A 15,612-nucleotide genomic window follows, 5' to 3' on the forward strand; every position below is an offset into this window, starting at 1 on the left:
CGGCGCAGGTCAGGCAAGATCGGCCAAGGGGTGGCGCCCCTCCCATACCTTCGCAAAATGGGCCTCGACCACGGCGGCCGGCACTTGCGCAACATCCGGCCAGTGCCAGCGTGGTTGGTTGTCCTTGTCCAGCAGGCGGGCGCGCACGCCTTCGCTGAATTCGGGATGACGGCAGCAATTGAGGCTCATGCTGTATTCCATCTGGAATACCTGGGCCAATGACAGATGCCGGGCCCGACGGATCTGTTCCCAGACCAGGTGCGCCGTGAGCGGGCAGCCCTCCTGCAGGCGTTGGCCTGCATCAGCCAACAATGGGTCGTCATGCTGCTTGAGCCCTTCCAGCGCACGCCACGCGGCCGCCGGGTCTGCAACATCGAGCAGCGCATCGATCATCTGGCGCCGAGGCAGCCATTGCGCCTCCGGCAGTTCGGCATAGGCGCGGTGCTGCTCCGCCTTGAGCAGGCTGTTCAGCTGCAGGTCGGTCTGCTCTTGCCAGTTCAGTTGCAACAATTCTTCGATAAGCCCTTCTTGTTGATGCTCGCCAAAGAAGCGGTCTGCCAGGCCCAGGTCGATTGCGTCCCGGGCATTGATGGGGGCGCCGGTCAGCCCCAGAAACAGCCCGAGCTTGCCCGGCAGGCGCGCAAGAAACCAGCTGGCGCCCACGTCGGGGTAGAGGCCAATGCTGATTTCTGGCATTGCCAGGCGGCTGCTAGGCGTGACTATGCGTACCCCGGCCCCCTGCAACAGCCCCATGCCGCCCCCCAGCACATGGCCGTGGCCCCAGCACAGCACCGGCTTGGGGTAGGTGTGCAGGAGATAGTCGAGGCGGTATTCGGCGGCAAAGAACGTGGCTGCCAGCGGTGGCACGCTGCCGGGGTGATCGCGGCAGGCCTGGGCCAGTGCCCGTACATCGCCACCGGCGCAGAAGGCCTTGGCGCCGTTGCCACGCAGCAATACACAGACAACGCCCGGGTCGCGGGCCCAGTCTTGCAGGTATTCGCCGAGCACTTCGATCATCGGCAGGTTCAGGGCATTGAGCGCCTTGGGCGCATCCAGTGTGGCAATGCCGATGCGGGCGCCATCGGCGCCGGTGAGTACCTCGCAATGAATGGCCATGGACTACCTCGTTCAAGTCATCGCTCAAGTATGGCTTGCCTGGGCGATCATGCAGGCCATAGGTCGGACCGATTGACAAGGGGGGATGGCTTACCTAGTGTCGCGCCATTGTTTACGGATGGCCTCATGACTGACGACGATCGCATCAAACTTGAACCCGGCTGGAAAAACGCCCTGCGTGCCGAGTTCGACCAGCCCTACATGCACCAGCTGCGTGAGTTTCTGCGCCAGGAGTACGCCGCCGGCAAGGAAATCTACCCGCCAGGCCCGATGATCTTCAATGCGCTCAACTCCACGCCGCTTGAGCAGGTGAAAGTCGTCATCCTCGGCCAGGACCCCTATCACGGTCCGGGCCAGGCACACGGCCTGTGCTTTTCGGTGCAGCCGGGTGTGCCGACGCCGCCATCGCTGGTCAACATCTACAAGGAACTGCATCGCGACCTGAACATTCCCATTGCCAGCCATGGTTATCTGCAGAGCTGGGCGGAGCAGGGTGTGCTGCTGCTCAACACGACCATGACCGTCGAACGCGCCAATGCCGCTTCGCATGCCAAGAAAGGCTGGGAATTCTTTACCGACCGGATCATCCAGGTGGTCAGCGAGCAGTGCCCGAATGTGGTGTTCCTGCTGTGGGGCGCACATGCCCAGAGCAAGCAGAAACTGATCGATGGCACCAAGCACCTGGTGCTGAAATCGGTGCACCCGTCGCCACTGTCTGCGTACCGCGGGTTCCTGGGTTGCGGGCATTTCAGCCGGACCAACGGCTTCCTCGAACAGCGTGGCCTGGCGCCGATCAACTGGGCGTTACCGCCGCTTTAAGGGGCGAGCCGGTGCTCAGTGGCCGGCTTGCCGGCGATCACCTGCAAAGCTTTCAGTGCTGGCCTTTCACCCAGCATCTGAACAGCGGTTCGGCCAGAAACAGCACGAACAGCAAGCGCATCACCTGCAACGCCGTCACCAACGGCACCGACAGCTGCAATGTCTCTGCGGTCAGGCTCATCTCGGCAATGCCGCCCGGCATCATGCCCAGCGTCAGCGAGCGCAGATCCAGCGCAGTCATCACGCTCAACCCCCAGGCGGCAGTGCCCGCGATCAGCATGCATAGCGCAGTGGCGAGCAACGTGCGCAGCAAGAACGACGGAGCACGGCGGAAGAATGCGCGATTGAAGTGGCAGGCCAGGCCACTGCCGATCAACCATTGGCCGATCTGGCTGGCACCGTCGGGCAGGGCGATCTGCAGGTTGCCCGCCAGGCTTACCGTGGAGGCTACCAGCAACGGCCCGAACAGCCAGGGGTTAGGCTGGCGCAAGCGCTGCCAGGCGAAACCGACCGCCACACCCAGCGGTGCGATCAGCGCCAGCCAGCCCCAGCTCACGCTGCCGGCATGATTGAGCGGCACGCCGTCGCCGATCAGGAATTTGAACAGCGCCGGTACGCACAGCACCACTGCCAGCACACGCAGGCTCTGCGCCGCAGCCACCTGGCTGAGCACCGCGCCGTTACGCGCGCCGAGGTTGACCATCTCCCCGGAGCCGCCGGGCATGCTGGCAAAAAATGCCGTGGCACGGTCTTCGCCGGTACGCCGCAGCAACCACACGCCAACCACGCTGGAAACGGTGGTCAGCAATGCGGCAAAGAAGATCAGCACGAAGTGGCTTGCGACCTGTTCGATCACGGCAGGGGTGAAGTGCAGGCCAATACCCAAGCCGATGATGCATTGGCCGCATTTGCGGCCATTGGGGATTTCTGAAAGTTGCCAGGGCGTCAGGCAGCGCACCAGGATGATCGCCAGCAAGGAGCCGACCATCCAGGGCAAGGGCCAGCCGACCAGGCTGGCGAGATACCCGCCCGCCAGGCCGACCAGCCCTGTCGCCCAGTACAGCGGCAACGACCGATCAGGCATCGGCCATCGCCCGACGCTGCAGGCTACGCTTGCGCCAGATGCGCAACAGCGGCAGGCAGAGCATGCACACCACCAGTACCCAGATGCCCATGCTGATCGAGCTCGACCACAGAATGCCCAGCTCGCCATTGGAAATCGACAGCGCACGGCGCAGGTTCTGCTCCATCAGGCCGCCCAGGATGAAGCCGAGCAGGATAGGCGACAGCGGGAAGTCCAGCTTGCGCAGGATGTAGCCCATGATGCCGATGCCGACCATCAGGAACAGGTCGAAGGTGGTGGCGTGCACCGCGTATACACCGATCGCGGTGATGATCGCGATTACCGGCACCAGCGCCCAGTTCGGCACGGCGAGGATGCGAGTGAAGATGCGGATCATCGGGATGTTCAGGATCACCAGCATGATGTTGGCGACGAACAGCGAAGCGATCAGCCCCCAGACAATGTCAGGTTGCTGTTCGAACAGCAGGGGGCCGGGGGTGATGTTGTACAGGGTCAGTGCACCGATCATCACCGCCGTGGTGCCCGACCCGGGAACACCCAAGGTCAGCATTGGTACCAGCGCGCCGCAGCAGGATGCGCCGATGGCTGTTTCCGGGGCAGCCAGGCCACGGGCATCGCCCTTGCCGAACTTGCCGCTTTCCCCAGCGATGCGCTTCTCGCTCATGTAGGCCACGGCGCTGGCCAAGGTCGCTCCCGCACCTGGCAGCACGCCCATGATGAACCCAAGCAGGCCGCAGCGGATGTTGACGACGAACACCGAGGCCGCTTCCTTGAAGTTGAACAGCATGCGCCCTGTGGCCTTGACCGCTTGATGCCCATGATGAGTCTTCTCCAGCAGCAGCAGGATTTCGCTGATCGAGAACAGGCCCAGCACCAGCACCACGAACTGGATACCGTCGGCCAGATGCACGCTATCACCGGTGAAGCGGTATACGCCGCTGTTGGCGTCGATACCGACCGCTGACAGGAACAGGCCGATCAGTGCGGCGATGAAGGTCTTCAGCGGTTTGTCCCCGGCCATGCCGCCCAAAGCAACGATAGCGAACACCATCAGCACGAAGTACTCCGCCGGCCCGAAGGCAATCGCCCATTTCGCCAGCAGCGGGGCGAACAGCACCATGCCGCAGGTGGCGATGAGTGCGCCAATGAACGAACTCCACGCCGACAGCGACAGGGCAACGCCAGCCAGGCCGTTGCGGGCCATCGGGTAGCCGTCGAGGGTGGTCATCACGGTCGAGGCCTCGCCCGGGATATTCAGCAGGATCGAGCTAATCCGCCCGCCGTATTCGCAGCCCAGGTACACCGCTGCCAACAGGATCAGTGCCGACTCTGGGGGCAGGCCGAGGGCGAATGCGATCGGGATCAGCAGCGCCACGCCGTTGATCGGGCCCAGGCCCGGCAGCAGGCCGACCACGGTGCCGATGAGGGTGCCCGAAAGGGCGGTAACCAGGTTGTAGGGGGTCAGGGCGACGCCGAAGCCCTGGCCCAGGTAGCTCAAGGTATCCATCTGTCAGTTCTCCAGTACGCTCAGCAGGCCGAGGGGCAGGGGCACATCCATCACGCGGTCGAACAGCCAGTAGAGGAACAGGCTCATGCCCACCACCACCAGGGTGCTGTGCAACCAGCGGCCGCCGTACAAGCGGGCCATAGGGATGCCAACCAAGATGGCGCTGATGATGAAGCCCAAGGCTTCAAAGGTGCTGGCGAAGACCAGCAGCAGGCCGACGCAGCCGGTAATCTTGGTCAGGGTTGCGCGGTCCAGCGCAGGCTCGTCGTCCTTGTGCACGATGGGCGTGGGGCGTATGGCGAGATAGAGCAGGCCCAGGCTCATCAGGCCAAGCATCAACAGCGGGTAGGCACGTGGGCCGACCGGTTCGTAGGAAAAGGCCGCCTGGTAGGGCCAGGCCATCACGGCCAGGGCGGCGCACACCGCCAGCAAAGCCAGGGCGAAGATACGTTGCAGGATCATTGGGAATCCTCATTGAGGTTGCAGTGGCCGTGCAGGCCTATTCGCCGGTAAGCCGGCTCCCACGGTGTGAGCAACGCTGTAGCTGTGGGAGCCGGCTTGCCGGCGATGGGGCCAGTATCGGCACCCAGGCTTACTGAACCAGGCCGAATTCCTTGGCCAGTGCCTTGTAGTCCGCCACTTGCTTCTTCACATAGCCGTCCAGTTCGTCACCTGTCATGGCGAACGGGAACAGCTCGCGCTGGTCACGCAGCTTGGCGAAGTCTTCAGAGGCAAGCATCTTGTCGAAGGAGTCCTTCCACCAGGCGTACTCTTCATCGCTCACTTTCGGCCCAAGGTAGAAACCGCGCACCACCGGCCAGACGATGTCGTAACCCTGTTCCTTGGCGGTGGGGATGTCTTTCATCTCCGGCTCGTCCAGGCGGTTTTCCGAGAACACCGCAAGGATGCGCATGTTGCCGCTCTGGATGTGTGGCATGGAGTCGGAGATGTCGGTGGAGCCGACCTGGATGTGGCCACCTAGCAGCGCGGTGGCGATTTCACCGCCCCCTTCCAGGGCCACGTAGCGCAGGTCGCGGGGGTTGATGCCGGCGGCCTTGGCGATCAGGGCAGTCTGCATCCAGTCCTGGCTACCGACGGTGCCACCGGAGCCGATCACCACCTTGCTCGGGTCTTTCTTCAGCGCTGCGACCAGGTCATCGAGGGTCTTGTAGGGCGAATCGCTTTTCACGGCAATGGCGCCGTAGCTGGTGCCGACCGCCGCCAGCCATTTCACGGCATTTTCGTCGAAGCGGCCGAACTTGCCCTGGGCCAGGTTGAGCAAGGAGCCGCTGGACCACGCCACCAGCGTGCCGGCATCGCCCGGGCGCTGCGCTACCACGGCGTTGTAGGCCACTGCGCCGACACCGCCTGGCATGTAGGTGACGCGCATCGGTTTGCTGAGGATCTTTTCCTGCACAAGGGCGCTTTGCACCAATTTGCAGGTCAGGTCGAAACCGCCGCCGGGCGAGGCCGGGGCGATGCATTCGGGGCGTTTGGGTTCGGCGGCGAGGGCATTGCCGGCCAGCAGCAGGCAGCCGGTAGCCAGGGCGAGGCGGCGCAGTGAAAAGGTCATCGTCTATCTCCGTGAGCGTTGTTGTTATGGGTTACCACAGGGCGACGCTGTAGCTCACCAGCAGCCGCACTTCGTCGGCATCGCGGGCGAAGTTCGAACGGAAGGTGGCGTTGCGCAGGCGCACGGCGACGTTTTTCAACGGGCCGCTTTGTACCACGTACTTGAACTCGGTATTGCGCTCCCACTCCTTGCCCTCGCTGCCATCGGCGCGGCTGACGTTGTCGCCGTTGATGTAGCGGGTCATGAAGGTCAGGCCGGGGACGCCCAACGCCGCGAAGTTGTAGTCGTAGCGCACTTGCCAGGAGCGCTCGTCGGCACCGGCGAAGTCGTTGATCTGCACGAAGTTGACCAGGTACGGGTCGGCACCATCGACATAAGGGAAGGCGCTGTCACCTGACAGGTGTTGGTAGGCGGCGCTCACCTTGTGCCCGCCCAAGGCATAGCTGAACATGCCGTTGACGGTGGTGTTGTCGATGTTGCCGGCCTTGGCCTGGCCCTGATCGTCGCTCACTGCCAGGCGCAGGTCGGCACCGAAGGTGCCTGGGCCCCAAGGCTGGGTGGCGATCATGCCGAGGAAGTGCTGGCGGTAGATATCGTCGAGTTGGGCGAAGTGGTAGCTGCCGGTGATGCGGTCGGTGAACTGGTAGTCGACGCCCGCCAGGTCTAGGTTGTCTGCCGAGAACGTGCCGCCGAAGCGACCATTCTTGTTGTTCAGAGCGAGGTCTTCCCAGTTGGTGTCATTGCGATCTTTGGCCTTCTCCAGGCGCCCGCCGGTGAAGGTGAGGTTGTTGATCTCTTTTGACGTGACCAGGCCGCCCTCGAAGGTCTGCGGCAGGATGCGCCCGTCGTTGGGCTGCAGGGTCGGCAGTTCGGGGATCAGTGTGCCGATTTTCAGTTCGGTCTCGGACACTTTCACTTTGCCGGTCAGGCCGAGCTTGGAGTACTCATCGGCGGCCTTGCCATCATCGTGGGTCGGCAGCAGGCCGGTATCGGCGCGGTCGGGACTGGAATCGAGCTTGATGCCGAGCATGCCCAGCGCGTCCAGGCCAAAGCCCACGGGGCCGTCGGTGTAGCCGGACTCGAAGTTGAGCATCAAGCCCTGAGCCCACTCTTCGCGCTTGGATTGCTGCGCACTGGTGCCGTCGCGGAAGTCGCGGTTGAAGTACATGTTGCGGGTTTCGAAGGTTGCCGTGCTGTCTTCGAAGAAGGCGGCCTGGCTCATCGGGGCGACGCCGGCAAGCGCAAAGGCGCAAGCGTATGCGTACGGGCGTGCGGAAAGGGAACGGGTAGGCGCGAACGCCTGCGGCTGCGATGACAGCATCAAGGATGACTCCGTTATTGTTCTTATTCGTTGCACCTTGCTGGTGCTTTATTTCGGCGCGTGGGGCGACCGTGGTGCGATGCTAGGTAACGAACCTTTCGCTAACCTTTCAGCCTGAAAGGTTTGTTACAAGGGGCTTCACAGACCGGGCTACAGCGGTACACTCCGCGCCACCGCCCCACCCGAGCAGGGAGAATCCGATGCGTGTGCTGCTGGTCGAAGACCACGTACAACTGGCCGAAAGCGTGGCCCAGGCCCTGAAGAGCCATGGTTTGACCGTGGATGTGCTGCATGACGGCGTGGCCGCCGATCTGGCCCTGGCCAGCGAGGAGTATGCTGTTGCCGTGCTCGATGTGGGCCTGCCACGCATGGACGGCTTTGAAGTGCTGGCCCGCCTGCGCGGGCGCGGCAAGACCCTGCCGGTGCTGATGCTGACTGCACGCAGCGATGTGAAGGACCGGGTGCATGGCCTGAACCTTGGCGCCGATGATTATCTGGCGAAACCCTTTGAGCTGACCGAACTGGAAGCACGGGTCAAGGCCTTGCTGCGGCGTAGCGTGCTCGGTGGTGAGCGCCAGCAGCGCTGCGGCCCGCTGGTGTATGACCTTGATACCCGGCGGTTCGCCCTGGGCGAGGACAACCTGACCCTGACCTCCCGTGAGCAGAGCGTACTCGAGGCGCTGATCGCACGCCCCGGCCGAGTGATGAGCAAGGAGCAATTGGCCGCCCAGGTCTTCGGCCTGGACGAAGAGGCCAGCCCCGACGCCATCGAAATCTACATCCACCGCCTGCGCAAGAAGCTCGACGGCCAGTCGGTGGCCATTGTCACGTTCCGCGGCCTGGGCTACCTGCTCGAGCACCGTGATGCGTGACAATGGCAGCCTGCGCGGGCGCTTGCTGGGCAACCTGGCGCTGTTGCTGGTAGTGCTGATGCTGGCCAGCGGCCTGAGCGCCTACTGGAATGGCCGCGAGGCTGCCGATACCGCCTATGACCGGACCTTGCTGGCATCGGCGCGGACCATCGCTGCCGGCCTGTCCCAGCGAGACGGCACGCTCAGCGCGGACGTGCCCTACGTGGCGCTGGACACGTTTGCCTACGACAGTGCCGGGCGCATTTACTACCAGGTGCTGGACATAAACCAGAAACTGATCTCGGGCTACGAGAACCTGCCGCCACCCCCGCCGGGCACACCGCGTACCGACGATTACCCGGCGCTGGCGCGCTTCTACAACGCCACCTACCTCGGGCAGGACGTGCGCGTGGTCAGTCTGCTCAAGGCGGTCAGCGAGCCGAACATGAACGGCATGGCTGAAATTCGTGTGGCCGAGACGGAGGAGGCGCGGGTGAGGATGGCCCGCGGGCTGATGGCCGATACCCTGCTGCGCCTGGGCATGCTGGCGCTGGGGGCATTGGGGATGGTCTGGTTCGCAGTGAGTGCGGCGCTGCGCCCGCTGGAGCGTCTGCGCAAAGCCGTGGAAGATCGCCAGCCGGATGACCTGCGCGCGCTGCCGCTGGTGCAGGTGCAGCGTGAGCTTGACCCGCTGGTGCGTGCCTTGAATCACTTCACCGAACGCTTGCGAGGGCAGTTCGAGCGCCAGGCGCAGTTCATTGCCGAGGCCGCCCACGAACTGCGCACGCCTTTGGCAGCGCTCAAGGCACGGGTCGAATTGGGCTTGCGCTCGAAGCAGCCCGAAGAGTGGCACCAGACGCTGGAGTCTGCCGCCCAAGGCACTGACAGGCTGACCCATCTGGCCAACCAGCTTTTATCGTTGGCACGGGTGGAGAATGGCGCTCGGGCAATCGCCGAAGGTGGCGCTCAGCGCCTGGACCTCAGCCAGCTGGCCCGCGAGCTGGGCATGGCCATGGCACCCCTGGCACATAAACGGGGTGTGGCCTTGGCGCTGGAGGCCACGGCGCCGGTATGGCTCAAGGGGGAGCCGACCTTGCTCAATGAGTTGCTCAGCAACCTGGTGGACAACGCTCTGGCACATACTCCCGCGGGCGGTAATGTGATCTTGCGGGTCTTGGCGCCAGCGGTACTGGAGGTCGAAGATGATGGTTCCGGTATTCCCGAAGATGAGCGCGAACGGGTGTTCGAGCGTTTCTATCGCCGCAGTGCCCAGGGGACTGGCTTGGGGTTGGCGATTGTCGGTGAGATCTGTCGCGCGCACCTGGCGCAGATCAGTCTGCATGACGGTGAGAATGGGGGGTTGAAAGTACGTGTGAGTTTTATCGCTGACTGAGTTCTTGCCTGCGTAGAACCTTTGGCGGGCAGGGCGCTGGCTAGCGCAGCATGCTCCGCGCTTCCAGCAGTTCGCCAATCTCCAGCTCCGTGCCAAACGGCAACCCCAGGTGCCGGTAGGCGGGCAATGCCGCCAACGGTCTGCTGCGTCCGCGCTGGCTTAGGCAGCGGGCAATCTGCACCACGTCGATGTAGTCGACTTTGTCAGTGCGCCGGTCCAGGTCCTGCACCTGGCTTGGCAAATTCACCAGTTGCTCGGGGAATTCCCATGACGAAAGGATCTTGTCGCCCAGCACAGGCTGGATCTGCTCGATCACGTAGTGCAGGCAGACCGGGTCGGAGAGCAGTTCATTGTGCTCTTCGGCGTAGATCAGTACTGGCAGCGCGCCGATCTGGTTGACCAGGCCGCCGAGGGTGGCCTGGTCAGGCTTGAGGTGAGTAAAGCGGCGGCAGATTTCATAGCTGATGCCCGCAACTTCGAGGCTGTTTGCCCAGATATCCCTTAATTTTTGCTCAACTGCCGGTGAGCGTGCATGGAAGATCTGCTCAATCACCAGGCCGATGGCCAGGTTGCAGCTGTAGTTGATACCCAGGCGGGTGATGGCCGTGTGCAGGTCGGTGACCTCGATCGCCGCCCGCAGCAGTGGGCTGTTCACCACCTTGATCAGGCGGGCGGAGAGGGCCGCATCGCGGCCAATCACCTTGCTCAGGGCAGCAACGCTGATTTCCGTGTCCTCGGCGGCCTCGCGGATGCTCAGGGCAACTTCCGGAAGGGTAGGCAGAACCAGGTCATCGTTGGCGATGGCAGCCAGCAACTGTGCTTGAACCATCTCGGCCAGCTTGTTCATGTACTTCTCTACAGCAGGGGTGGCGGGCTGGTCAGCGCTGGATTTCCCGGTCGCGATCCAGTTCGTAAGGCAGGCTCGAAACCCTCAGGCGTGGGCCTTGCAGGCTGCCCAGGTGCAGGTTGTCGTCTTCCACGGCCTCGGCACCGAGTACCGCAAGCAGTTCGCAGCTCTGGCCCGTGGTGGCCGCAATGACCACTTCGCCAACCGATGAACCATGGGTCGGCGAGAAGATTTGCGCACCCGGGGCAGGAATATCCTGCTGGTCCAGCAGCAAGCGGTACTGACGTCGCTTGAGCTTGCCCAGGTACTGCATGCGCGCAACGATTTCCTGGCCGGTGTAACAGCCCTTTTTGAAACTCACGCCATCGAGCGCCTGCAAATTGATCATCTGCGGGATGAACAGCTCACGGGTCGGGCCCATGACCTGGCCGATGCCAGCACGGATCTGCCCCAGCAGCCAGTCGTTGAGAGGCCCTTCAGGCAATGCGGTTGCCAGTTTTTCACGCACGCTGGCGGCGGCGTCCGCCGGAACCCAAAGTTCCACGCGACCCTCAGAAACGGCCACGGCGATCAGGCCTTCATGGCGTTCGGTGGCGCCAGCGCTGGTCGGCACCTTCAAACCCAAGGCCCGCAGCGCCGCATCACCGCCCTGCAGGCCGAAACGCGCCCAGGCGGCGCTTTCGTCGCTGAGCGTGGCCTTGGAAAACACGGCGTATTTTTTCAGGTCGGCCAGCTGTGCCTCGAGCAGTTCTCTGGCCATGGCCAGCAGGTAGCCGTTGCCTTCGGGCAGGATGCGGAAGCTCGACTGCATGCGCCCCTTGACCATGCAGCGGGCGCCCAGGCTTGCTTGCTCGGGGCTGAGGTAGTTGATGTTGCAGGTCAACTGGCCCTGCAGGAACTTGCCGGCGTCGGAGCCGCGGACGGCGAGGATGCCCTCGTGGGACAGAGGGCTGTAGAAAGCGGAATCGGCCATGGGGGATCGCGGTGGCTAAAGACTGGCGGCCATCATAGAACGCCAGTAACAAAATAGGTAGGTGACTAGACCAACGCCTCGTGCCGCTTCGTGCGCCTGGCTGTATACTGGCCGCCCATTTGAGGAGGGCCCCATGGTCGAACAAACTGAACTCAACCGGCTTTTCTGGCACAGCCGCCGCGGCATGCTTGAACTCGACGTACTGCTGGTGCCTTTCACCCAGGAGGTCTACCCGACCCTGAGCGAAGCCGACCGCGAACTCTACGTTCGCCTGTTGAGCTGTGAGGATCAGGACATGTTCGGCTGGTTCATGGAGCGTACCGAGTCCGAAGACCCGGAGCTACAGCGCATGGTCCGCATCATTCTGGACCGTGTCCAGCCCAAGTGAGTGTTTCGAGTGCCGTTGGCAGGGCTCGCGCCTGCTGCTGACGGCCTACCTGATCTGCCATGTGCTGGCGTTGCTTGCCTTGTGGCTGGGTGCACTGCCTTGGTGGTTTTCCCTTCCTGCCTCAGTCGCTTGTCTGGCCCATGCCGGGTGGGTGATCCCCCGACGCATACTGCTGACCCATGCTCAAGCCGTCACTGGCCTGCGTCGGGATGCTTCTGGCTGGCAGCTTTTCAGCCGTGCGGGGGGCTGGCAGGCGGTGCGACTGTGTCGCGACAGCGTGGCGCTGCCGGGCCTGGTGGTAGTGCGGTTCGCAAGGCCTGGGCACTGGCTGTGCGAGAGCCAATGCGTTGCCGGGGATGCCCTGGGGGCGGATCAGCATCGGCGTCTGCGGGTACGGCTCAAATTCAGCCGGCGCAGGTGGGCTGAGGTCGCGACCCGCTAGGCAGGTGCCGGGTCGCCCCTTTGCGGTTTTAACCGCGAAGGGGTACCGATCTTCAGGCCGGACTCAGTATGGTGTCCTTGGCCTCAGCCAACATGCCGGGGTAATCCAGGGTGTAATGCAACCCGCGGCTTTCCTTGCGCTGCATCGCCGAGCGGATCATCAACTCCGCCACCTGTGCCAGGTTGCGCAGCTCGATCAGGTCGCGGCTGACCTTGTAGTTGCTGTAGAACTCGTCGATTTCGTCCAGTAGCAGGCGCACGCGATGCTCGGCACGCTGCAGGCGCTTGCTCGTGCGCACGATGCCCACGTAGTCCCACATGAACCGCCGCAGTTCGTCCCAGTTGTGCGCGATGATCACATCCTCATCCGAGTCGGTGACCTGGCTGGCATCCCAGCATGGCAGGGCTTTGGGCATGGCAATCTGCGCCAGACGGGCCTCGATGTCCGCGGCAGCGGAACGGCCGTAGACGAAACACTCGAGCAGCGAGTTGCTGGCCATGCGATTGGCGCCGTGCAGGCCGGTGAAGCTGGTCTCGCCGATGGCGTACAGGCCCGGTACGTCGGTATGGCCGCGATCGTCGACCACCACCCCGCCACAGGTGTAGTGGGCGGCGGGCACTACCGGGATCGGCTGGCGGGTGATGTCGATACCGAAGGTCAGGCAGCGCTCATAGACGGTCGGGAAATGGCTTTTTATGAAGTCAGCCGGCTTGTGCGTGATGTCCAGGTAGACGCAGTCCACACCCAGGCGCTTCATCTCATGGTCGATGGCCCGGGCCACGATGTCGCGCGGTGCGAGTTCTTCGCGTGGGTCGAAGCGCGGCATGAAGCGTTCACCATTGGGCAGGCGCAGCAGGGCGCCTTCGCCGCGCAGGGCTTCAGTGATGAGGAAACTCTTGGCCTGCGGATGGTAGAGGCAGGTCGGATGGAACTGGTTGAATTCCAGATTGGCAACCCGACAGCCGGCGCGCCAGGCCATGGCGATGCCATCGCCGCAGGCGCCATCGGGGTTGCTGGTATACAGGTAGACCTTGGCGGCACCGCCGGTGGCAAGCACTGTAAAGCGCGCTCCGAAGGTATCCACCTCACCACTGTTGCGGTTCAGCACATAGGCGCCCAGGCATCGCTCGCCGGGCAAGCCCAGGCGCCGCTCGGTAATCAGGTCGACCGCTACACGTTGCTCAAGCAGTTCGATGTTAGGGCGTTTGCGGGCTTGCTCAAGCAACGTGGTGAAAATGGCCGCGCCCGTGGCATCGGCAGCATGGATGATGCGTCGGTGGCTGTGCCCGCCTTCACGGGTCAGGTGAAATTCGAACCCGCCATCGTCAACGCTGGAGTGCTCATCGCGGGTAAAGGGCACGCCCTGTTCGATCAGCCACTCAATGGCTTCGCGGCTGTGCTCGACGGTGAATCGCACGGCGTCTTCGTGGCAAAGGCCGCCACCGGCGTTGAGTGTGTCCTCGACATGGGACTGCACGGTATCGGTGTCGTCCAGCACCGCGGCCACGCCACCTTGGGCCCAGAAGGTCGAGCCATTGGCCAGGTCGCCCTTGCTCAGTACGGCGATGCGCAGGTGGGCGGGAAGGTTGAGTGCCAGGCTGAGACCGGCTGCGCCGCTGCCGATCACCAGGACATCATGTTGGAATTGTTGGCTCATGTCGGGACACTAGTAATCTTTAGAGGGGGCACGGCACAATAGTCACGCGTAGATGGCATTGTGAAACTATCGTGAATAGAGGCCGGGTTGCCTTTATAGCAGCCTGCGGTGGCCAATTTCCATGCCACTTGCGACGTGAGGGCAATCTTCGTGGGAACTTTCCTACATGGCTGGAAATCCTATGAAGGCTGCCCGTGCGCCATCATTTCGCGCGGCGACGCGTGGCGGCGGCTCTATCCGGGCTGACACCTGCGTATCCGAAACCTGATTATCGACGCTGCCGGCCTTGCCCGCGCCGCGTCTTCCGTGCGAGCCAGTCAAGGGCCGCAGGAAACTTGCTTGGAGGAGAGAACTTTTGCGAAAAGCCCGAGTCTATGTTTGCAAGCCTGAACGATGGCTGATGCAACGCTCCTTCGAGTTCACTGAGGAGTGTTCATGCTAACCCAGGAAGAGGATCAGCAGCTTGTAGAGCGCGTGCAGCGCGGTGACAGGCGAGCGTTCGATCTGTTGGTGCTGAAGTATCAGCACAAGATTCTCGGGTTGATCGTGCGGTTCGTTCACGATACCCACGAGGCCCAGGATGTGGCGCAGGAAGCCTTTATCAAGGCCTACCGTGCGCTCGGCAATTTTCGCGGTGACAGTGCGTTTTATACCTGGCTGTACCGCATCGCCATCAACACGGCGAAGAACTATCTGGTGTCCCGTGGAAGACGGCCGCCAGACAGCGATGTGAGCTCCGAGGATGCGGAGTTTTACGACGGCGATCATGGTCTCAAGGATCTCGAGTCCCCAGAGCGCTCCCTGTTGCGGGATGAAATCGAAGGCACAGTCCATCGCACAATCCAGCAACTCCCTGAAGATTTGCGCACGGCATTGACCCTGCGTGAGTTCGACGGGTTGAGTTACGAAGACATTGCCAGTGTCATGCAATGTCCGGTGGGTACCGTGCGCTCTCGAATCTTCCGCGCTCGGGAGGCCATAGACAAAGCCCTGCAGCCGTTGTTGCAGGAAACCTGAGACAGCGGCGACAGCCAAGAGAGGAACCGCCATGAGTCGTGAAGCTTTGCAGGAATCGCTGTCCGCGGTAATGGATAACGAAGCGGACGAACTGGAATTGCGACGGGTGCTGAGCGCCGTCGACGATGCCGAAACCCGTGCCACCTGGTCGCGTTACCAGGTTGCCCGCGCAGCGATGCACAAGGAGCTGTTGCTGCCGAAACTGGATATCGCCTCGGCGGTGTCTGCCGCCCTGGCTGACGAAGCCGTACCGGCCAAGGTCAAGCAAGGCCCGTGGCGCAGTATTGGCCGCCTGGCCGTTGCCGCCTCGGTCACCGTTGCTGTGCTGGCTGGCGTGCGCATGTACAACCAGGACGAGATCACCGGCGCTGAGCTGGCTGCGCAACAACCTGCCCAGCAAGGCCTGAGCATGCCACAAACTCAGGGCCCGGCTGTTTTGGCAGGCTATAGTGAAAGCAGTGAGCAACCGACCGGGCCGATGGCCAATGGCGTGCTGCAGAACCAGGCTGGCTGGGATCAGCGTCTGCCGGGGTACCTGCGTCAGCATGCGCAGGAATCCGCGCTCAAGGGTACTGAAACTGCCCTGCCGTATGCCCGCGCCGCCAGCCTGGAAAACCGCTAAGT

General features: G+C 63.0%; 16 protein-coding genes. 7 read left to right on the plus strand and 9 right to left on the minus strand.

The window, feature by feature from the left end:
* Positions 1–9 precede the first annotated feature (9 nt).
* Positions 10–1,116, minus strand: coding sequence for an enoyl-CoA hydratase/isomerase family protein (locus JET17_RS05325; RefSeq protein WP_012312974.1), 1,107 nt, complete (start codon positions 1,114–1,116; stop codon positions 10–12).
* A 126-nt stretch (positions 1,117–1,242) separates the two neighbouring features.
* Here JET17_RS05325 and ung point away from each other — a divergent pair, with 126 nt between their 5' ends.
* On the plus strand, positions 1,243–1,935 hold the full coding sequence (gene ung / locus JET17_RS05330; RefSeq protein ID WP_012312975.1) for a uracil-DNA glycosylase: 693 nt from the start codon (positions 1,243–1,245) through the stop codon (positions 1,933–1,935).
* A gap of 52 nt (positions 1,936–1,987) precedes the next feature.
* On the opposite strand, the gene JET17_RS05335 is transcribed toward ung, so the two are convergent.
* The 5 genes from JET17_RS05335 to JET17_RS05355 all read right to left on the minus strand — a co-directional run bounded on the left by JET17_RS05335 (position 1,988) and on the right by JET17_RS05355 (position 7,420).
* Entirely contained in the window at positions 1,988–3,019 is a 1,032-nt protein-coding gene (locus JET17_RS05335; RefSeq protein ID WP_012312976.1) for an AbrB family transcriptional regulator, read from the minus strand.
* Positions 3,012–4,526 carry a tripartite tricarboxylate transporter permease gene (locus tag JET17_RS05340; protein WP_012312977.1) on the minus strand — a complete coding sequence of 505 codons (1,515 nt, stop codon included), beginning with the start codon at positions 4,524–4,526 and terminating at the stop codon, positions 3,012–3,014. Before JET17_RS05340 ends, JET17_RS05335 begins: the two co-directional genes overlap by 8 nt.
* Before the next feature lie 3 nt (positions 4,527–4,529).
* Positions 4,530–4,988, minus strand: a complete 459-nt coding sequence (locus tag JET17_RS05345) for a tripartite tricarboxylate transporter TctB family protein (RefSeq protein WP_012312978.1) — start codon at positions 4,986–4,988, stop codon at positions 4,530–4,532.
* A 130-nt stretch (positions 4,989–5,118) separates the two neighbouring features.
* Positions 5,119–6,099 carry a Bug family tripartite tricarboxylate transporter substrate binding protein gene (locus JET17_RS05350; RefSeq protein ID WP_012312979.1) on the minus strand — a complete coding sequence of 327 codons (981 nt, stop codon included), beginning with the start codon at positions 6,097–6,099 and terminating at the stop codon, positions 5,119–5,121.
* Positions 6,100–6,130: 31 nt separating this feature from the next.
* Complete coding sequence (locus JET17_RS05355; RefSeq protein ID WP_012312980.1) at positions 6,131–7,420, minus strand: OprD family porin; 1,290 nt, start codon at positions 7,418–7,420, stop codon at positions 6,131–6,133.
* A gap of 200 nt (positions 7,421–7,620) precedes the next feature.
* Here JET17_RS05355 and JET17_RS05360 point away from each other — a divergent pair, with 200 nt between their 5' ends.
* Together JET17_RS05360 and JET17_RS05365 are read left to right on the plus strand one after the other, a co-directional pair.
* Positions 7,621–8,292 (plus strand): response regulator, encoded by a 672-nt coding sequence (locus tag JET17_RS05360; protein WP_012312981.1) that lies wholly within the window; start codon positions 7,621–7,623, stop codon positions 8,290–8,292.
* Positions 8,285–9,664: a sensor histidine kinase gene (locus JET17_RS05365; protein WP_012312982.1), complete on the plus strand. Its 1,380-nt coding sequence runs from the start codon at positions 8,285–8,287 to the stop codon at positions 9,662–9,664. The genes JET17_RS05360 and JET17_RS05365 overlap by 8 nt, the downstream gene beginning before the upstream one ends.
* 40 nt (positions 9,665–9,704) lie before the next feature.
* Here JET17_RS05365 and JET17_RS05370 read toward each other — a convergent pair whose 3' ends face one another.
* Both JET17_RS05370 and JET17_RS05375 read right to left on the minus strand, forming a co-directional pair.
* On the minus strand, positions 9,705–10,511 hold the full coding sequence (locus JET17_RS05370; protein WP_012312983.1) for an HDOD domain-containing protein: 807 nt from the start codon (positions 10,509–10,511) through the stop codon (positions 9,705–9,707).
* A 31-nt stretch (positions 10,512–10,542) separates the two neighbouring features.
* Positions 10,543–11,484 carry a YgfZ/GcvT domain-containing protein gene (locus JET17_RS05375; protein ID WP_012312984.1) on the minus strand — a complete coding sequence of 314 codons (942 nt, stop codon included), beginning with the start codon at positions 11,482–11,484 and terminating at the stop codon, positions 10,543–10,545.
* Between the two features lie 133 nt (positions 11,485–11,617).
* On the opposite strand from JET17_RS05375, the gene JET17_RS05380 reads away from it, so the two are divergent.
* Together JET17_RS05380 and JET17_RS05385 are read left to right on the plus strand one after the other, a co-directional pair.
* A complete protein-coding gene (locus JET17_RS05380) occupies positions 11,618–11,872 on the plus strand; it encodes a succinate dehydrogenase assembly factor 2 (RefSeq protein ID WP_008094993.1) in 255 nt (84 codons plus the stop codon).
* Positions 11,856–12,314, plus strand: a complete 459-nt coding sequence (locus tag JET17_RS05385) for a protein YgfX (protein ID WP_012312985.1) — start codon at positions 11,856–11,858, stop codon at positions 12,312–12,314. Before JET17_RS05380 ends, JET17_RS05385 begins: the two co-directional genes overlap by 17 nt.
* Positions 12,315–12,366: 52 nt before the next feature.
* Here JET17_RS05385 and nadB read toward each other — a convergent pair whose 3' ends face one another.
* Positions 12,367–13,971 (minus strand): L-aspartate oxidase, encoded by a 1,605-nt coding sequence (gene nadB / locus JET17_RS05390; RefSeq protein ID WP_012312986.1) that lies wholly within the window; start codon positions 13,969–13,971, stop codon positions 12,367–12,369.
* A gap of 435 nt (positions 13,972–14,406) precedes the next feature.
* Between nadB and rpoE the strand changes: the two genes are divergently transcribed.
* Together rpoE and JET17_RS05400 are read left to right on the plus strand one after the other, a co-directional pair.
* Positions 14,407–14,988 (plus strand): RNA polymerase sigma factor RpoE, encoded by a 582-nt coding sequence (gene rpoE, locus JET17_RS05395; protein WP_003252049.1) that lies wholly within the window; start codon positions 14,407–14,409, stop codon positions 14,986–14,988.
* Between the two features lie 31 nt (positions 14,989–15,019).
* Positions 15,020–15,610 (plus strand): sigma-E factor negative regulatory protein, encoded by a 591-nt coding sequence (locus tag JET17_RS05400; RefSeq protein WP_012312987.1) that lies wholly within the window; start codon positions 15,020–15,022, stop codon positions 15,608–15,610.
* The last annotated feature ends 2 nt before the right edge of the window (positions 15,611–15,612 follow it).

It is taken from the genome of Pseudomonas putida (genome assembly GCF_016406145.1).
In the GTDB taxonomy this organism is placed as follows: domain Bacteria; phylum Pseudomonadota; class Gammaproteobacteria; order Pseudomonadales; family Pseudomonadaceae; genus Aquipseudomonas; species Aquipseudomonas putida_E.

Bases quoted from the DNA above. Each gene is read 5' to 3' on its own strand.
- rpoE (WP_003252049.1), top strand. From the start codon at position 14,407: ATGCTAACCCAGGAAGAGGATCAGCAGCTTGTAGAGCGCGTGCAGCGC.
- JET17_RS05355 (WP_012312980.1), bottom strand. From the start codon at position 7,420: ATGCTGTCATCGCAGCCGCAGGCGTTCGCGCCTACCCGTTCCCTTTCC.
- JET17_RS05340 (WP_012312977.1), bottom strand. From the start codon at position 4,526: ATGGATACCTTGAGCTACCTGGGCCAGGGCTTCGGCGTCGCCCTGACC.
- JET17_RS05365 (WP_012312982.1), top strand. From the start codon at position 8,285: ATGCGTGACAATGGCAGCCTGCGCGGGCGCTTGCTGGGCAACCTGGCG.
- ung (WP_012312975.1), top strand. From the start codon at position 1,243: ATGACTGACGACGATCGCATCAAACTTGAACCCGGCTGGAAAAACGCC.
- JET17_RS05375 (WP_012312984.1), bottom strand. From the start codon at position 11,484: ATGGCCGATTCCGCTTTCTACAGCCCTCTGTCCCACGAGGGCATCCTC.
- JET17_RS05350 (WP_012312979.1), bottom strand. From the start codon at position 6,099: ATGACCTTTTCACTGCGCCGCCTCGCCCTGGCTACCGGCTGCCTGCTG.
- JET17_RS05345 (WP_012312978.1), bottom strand. From the start codon at position 4,988: ATGATCCTGCAACGTATCTTCGCCCTGGCTTTGCTGGCGGTGTGCGCC.
- JET17_RS05380 (WP_008094993.1), top strand. From the start codon at position 11,618: ATGGTCGAACAAACTGAACTCAACCGGCTTTTCTGGCACAGCCGCCGC.
- JET17_RS05400 (WP_012312987.1), top strand. From the start codon at position 15,020: ATGAGTCGTGAAGCTTTGCAGGAATCGCTGTCCGCGGTAATGGATAAC.
- nadB (WP_012312986.1), bottom strand. From the start codon at position 13,971: ATGAGCCAACAATTCCAACATGATGTCCTGGTGATCGGCAGCGGCGCA.
- JET17_RS05335 (WP_012312976.1), bottom strand. From the start codon at position 3,019: ATGCCTGATCGGTCGTTGCCGCTGTACTGGGCGACAGGGCTGGTCGGC.
- JET17_RS05325 (WP_012312974.1), bottom strand. From the start codon at position 1,116: ATGGCCATTCATTGCGAGGTACTCACCGGCGCCGATGGCGCCCGCATC.
- JET17_RS05370 (WP_012312983.1), bottom strand. From the start codon at position 10,511: ATGAACAAGCTGGCCGAGATGGTTCAAGCACAGTTGCTGGCTGCCATC.
- JET17_RS05360 (WP_012312981.1), top strand. From the start codon at position 7,621: ATGCGTGTGCTGCTGGTCGAAGACCACGTACAACTGGCCGAAAGCGTG.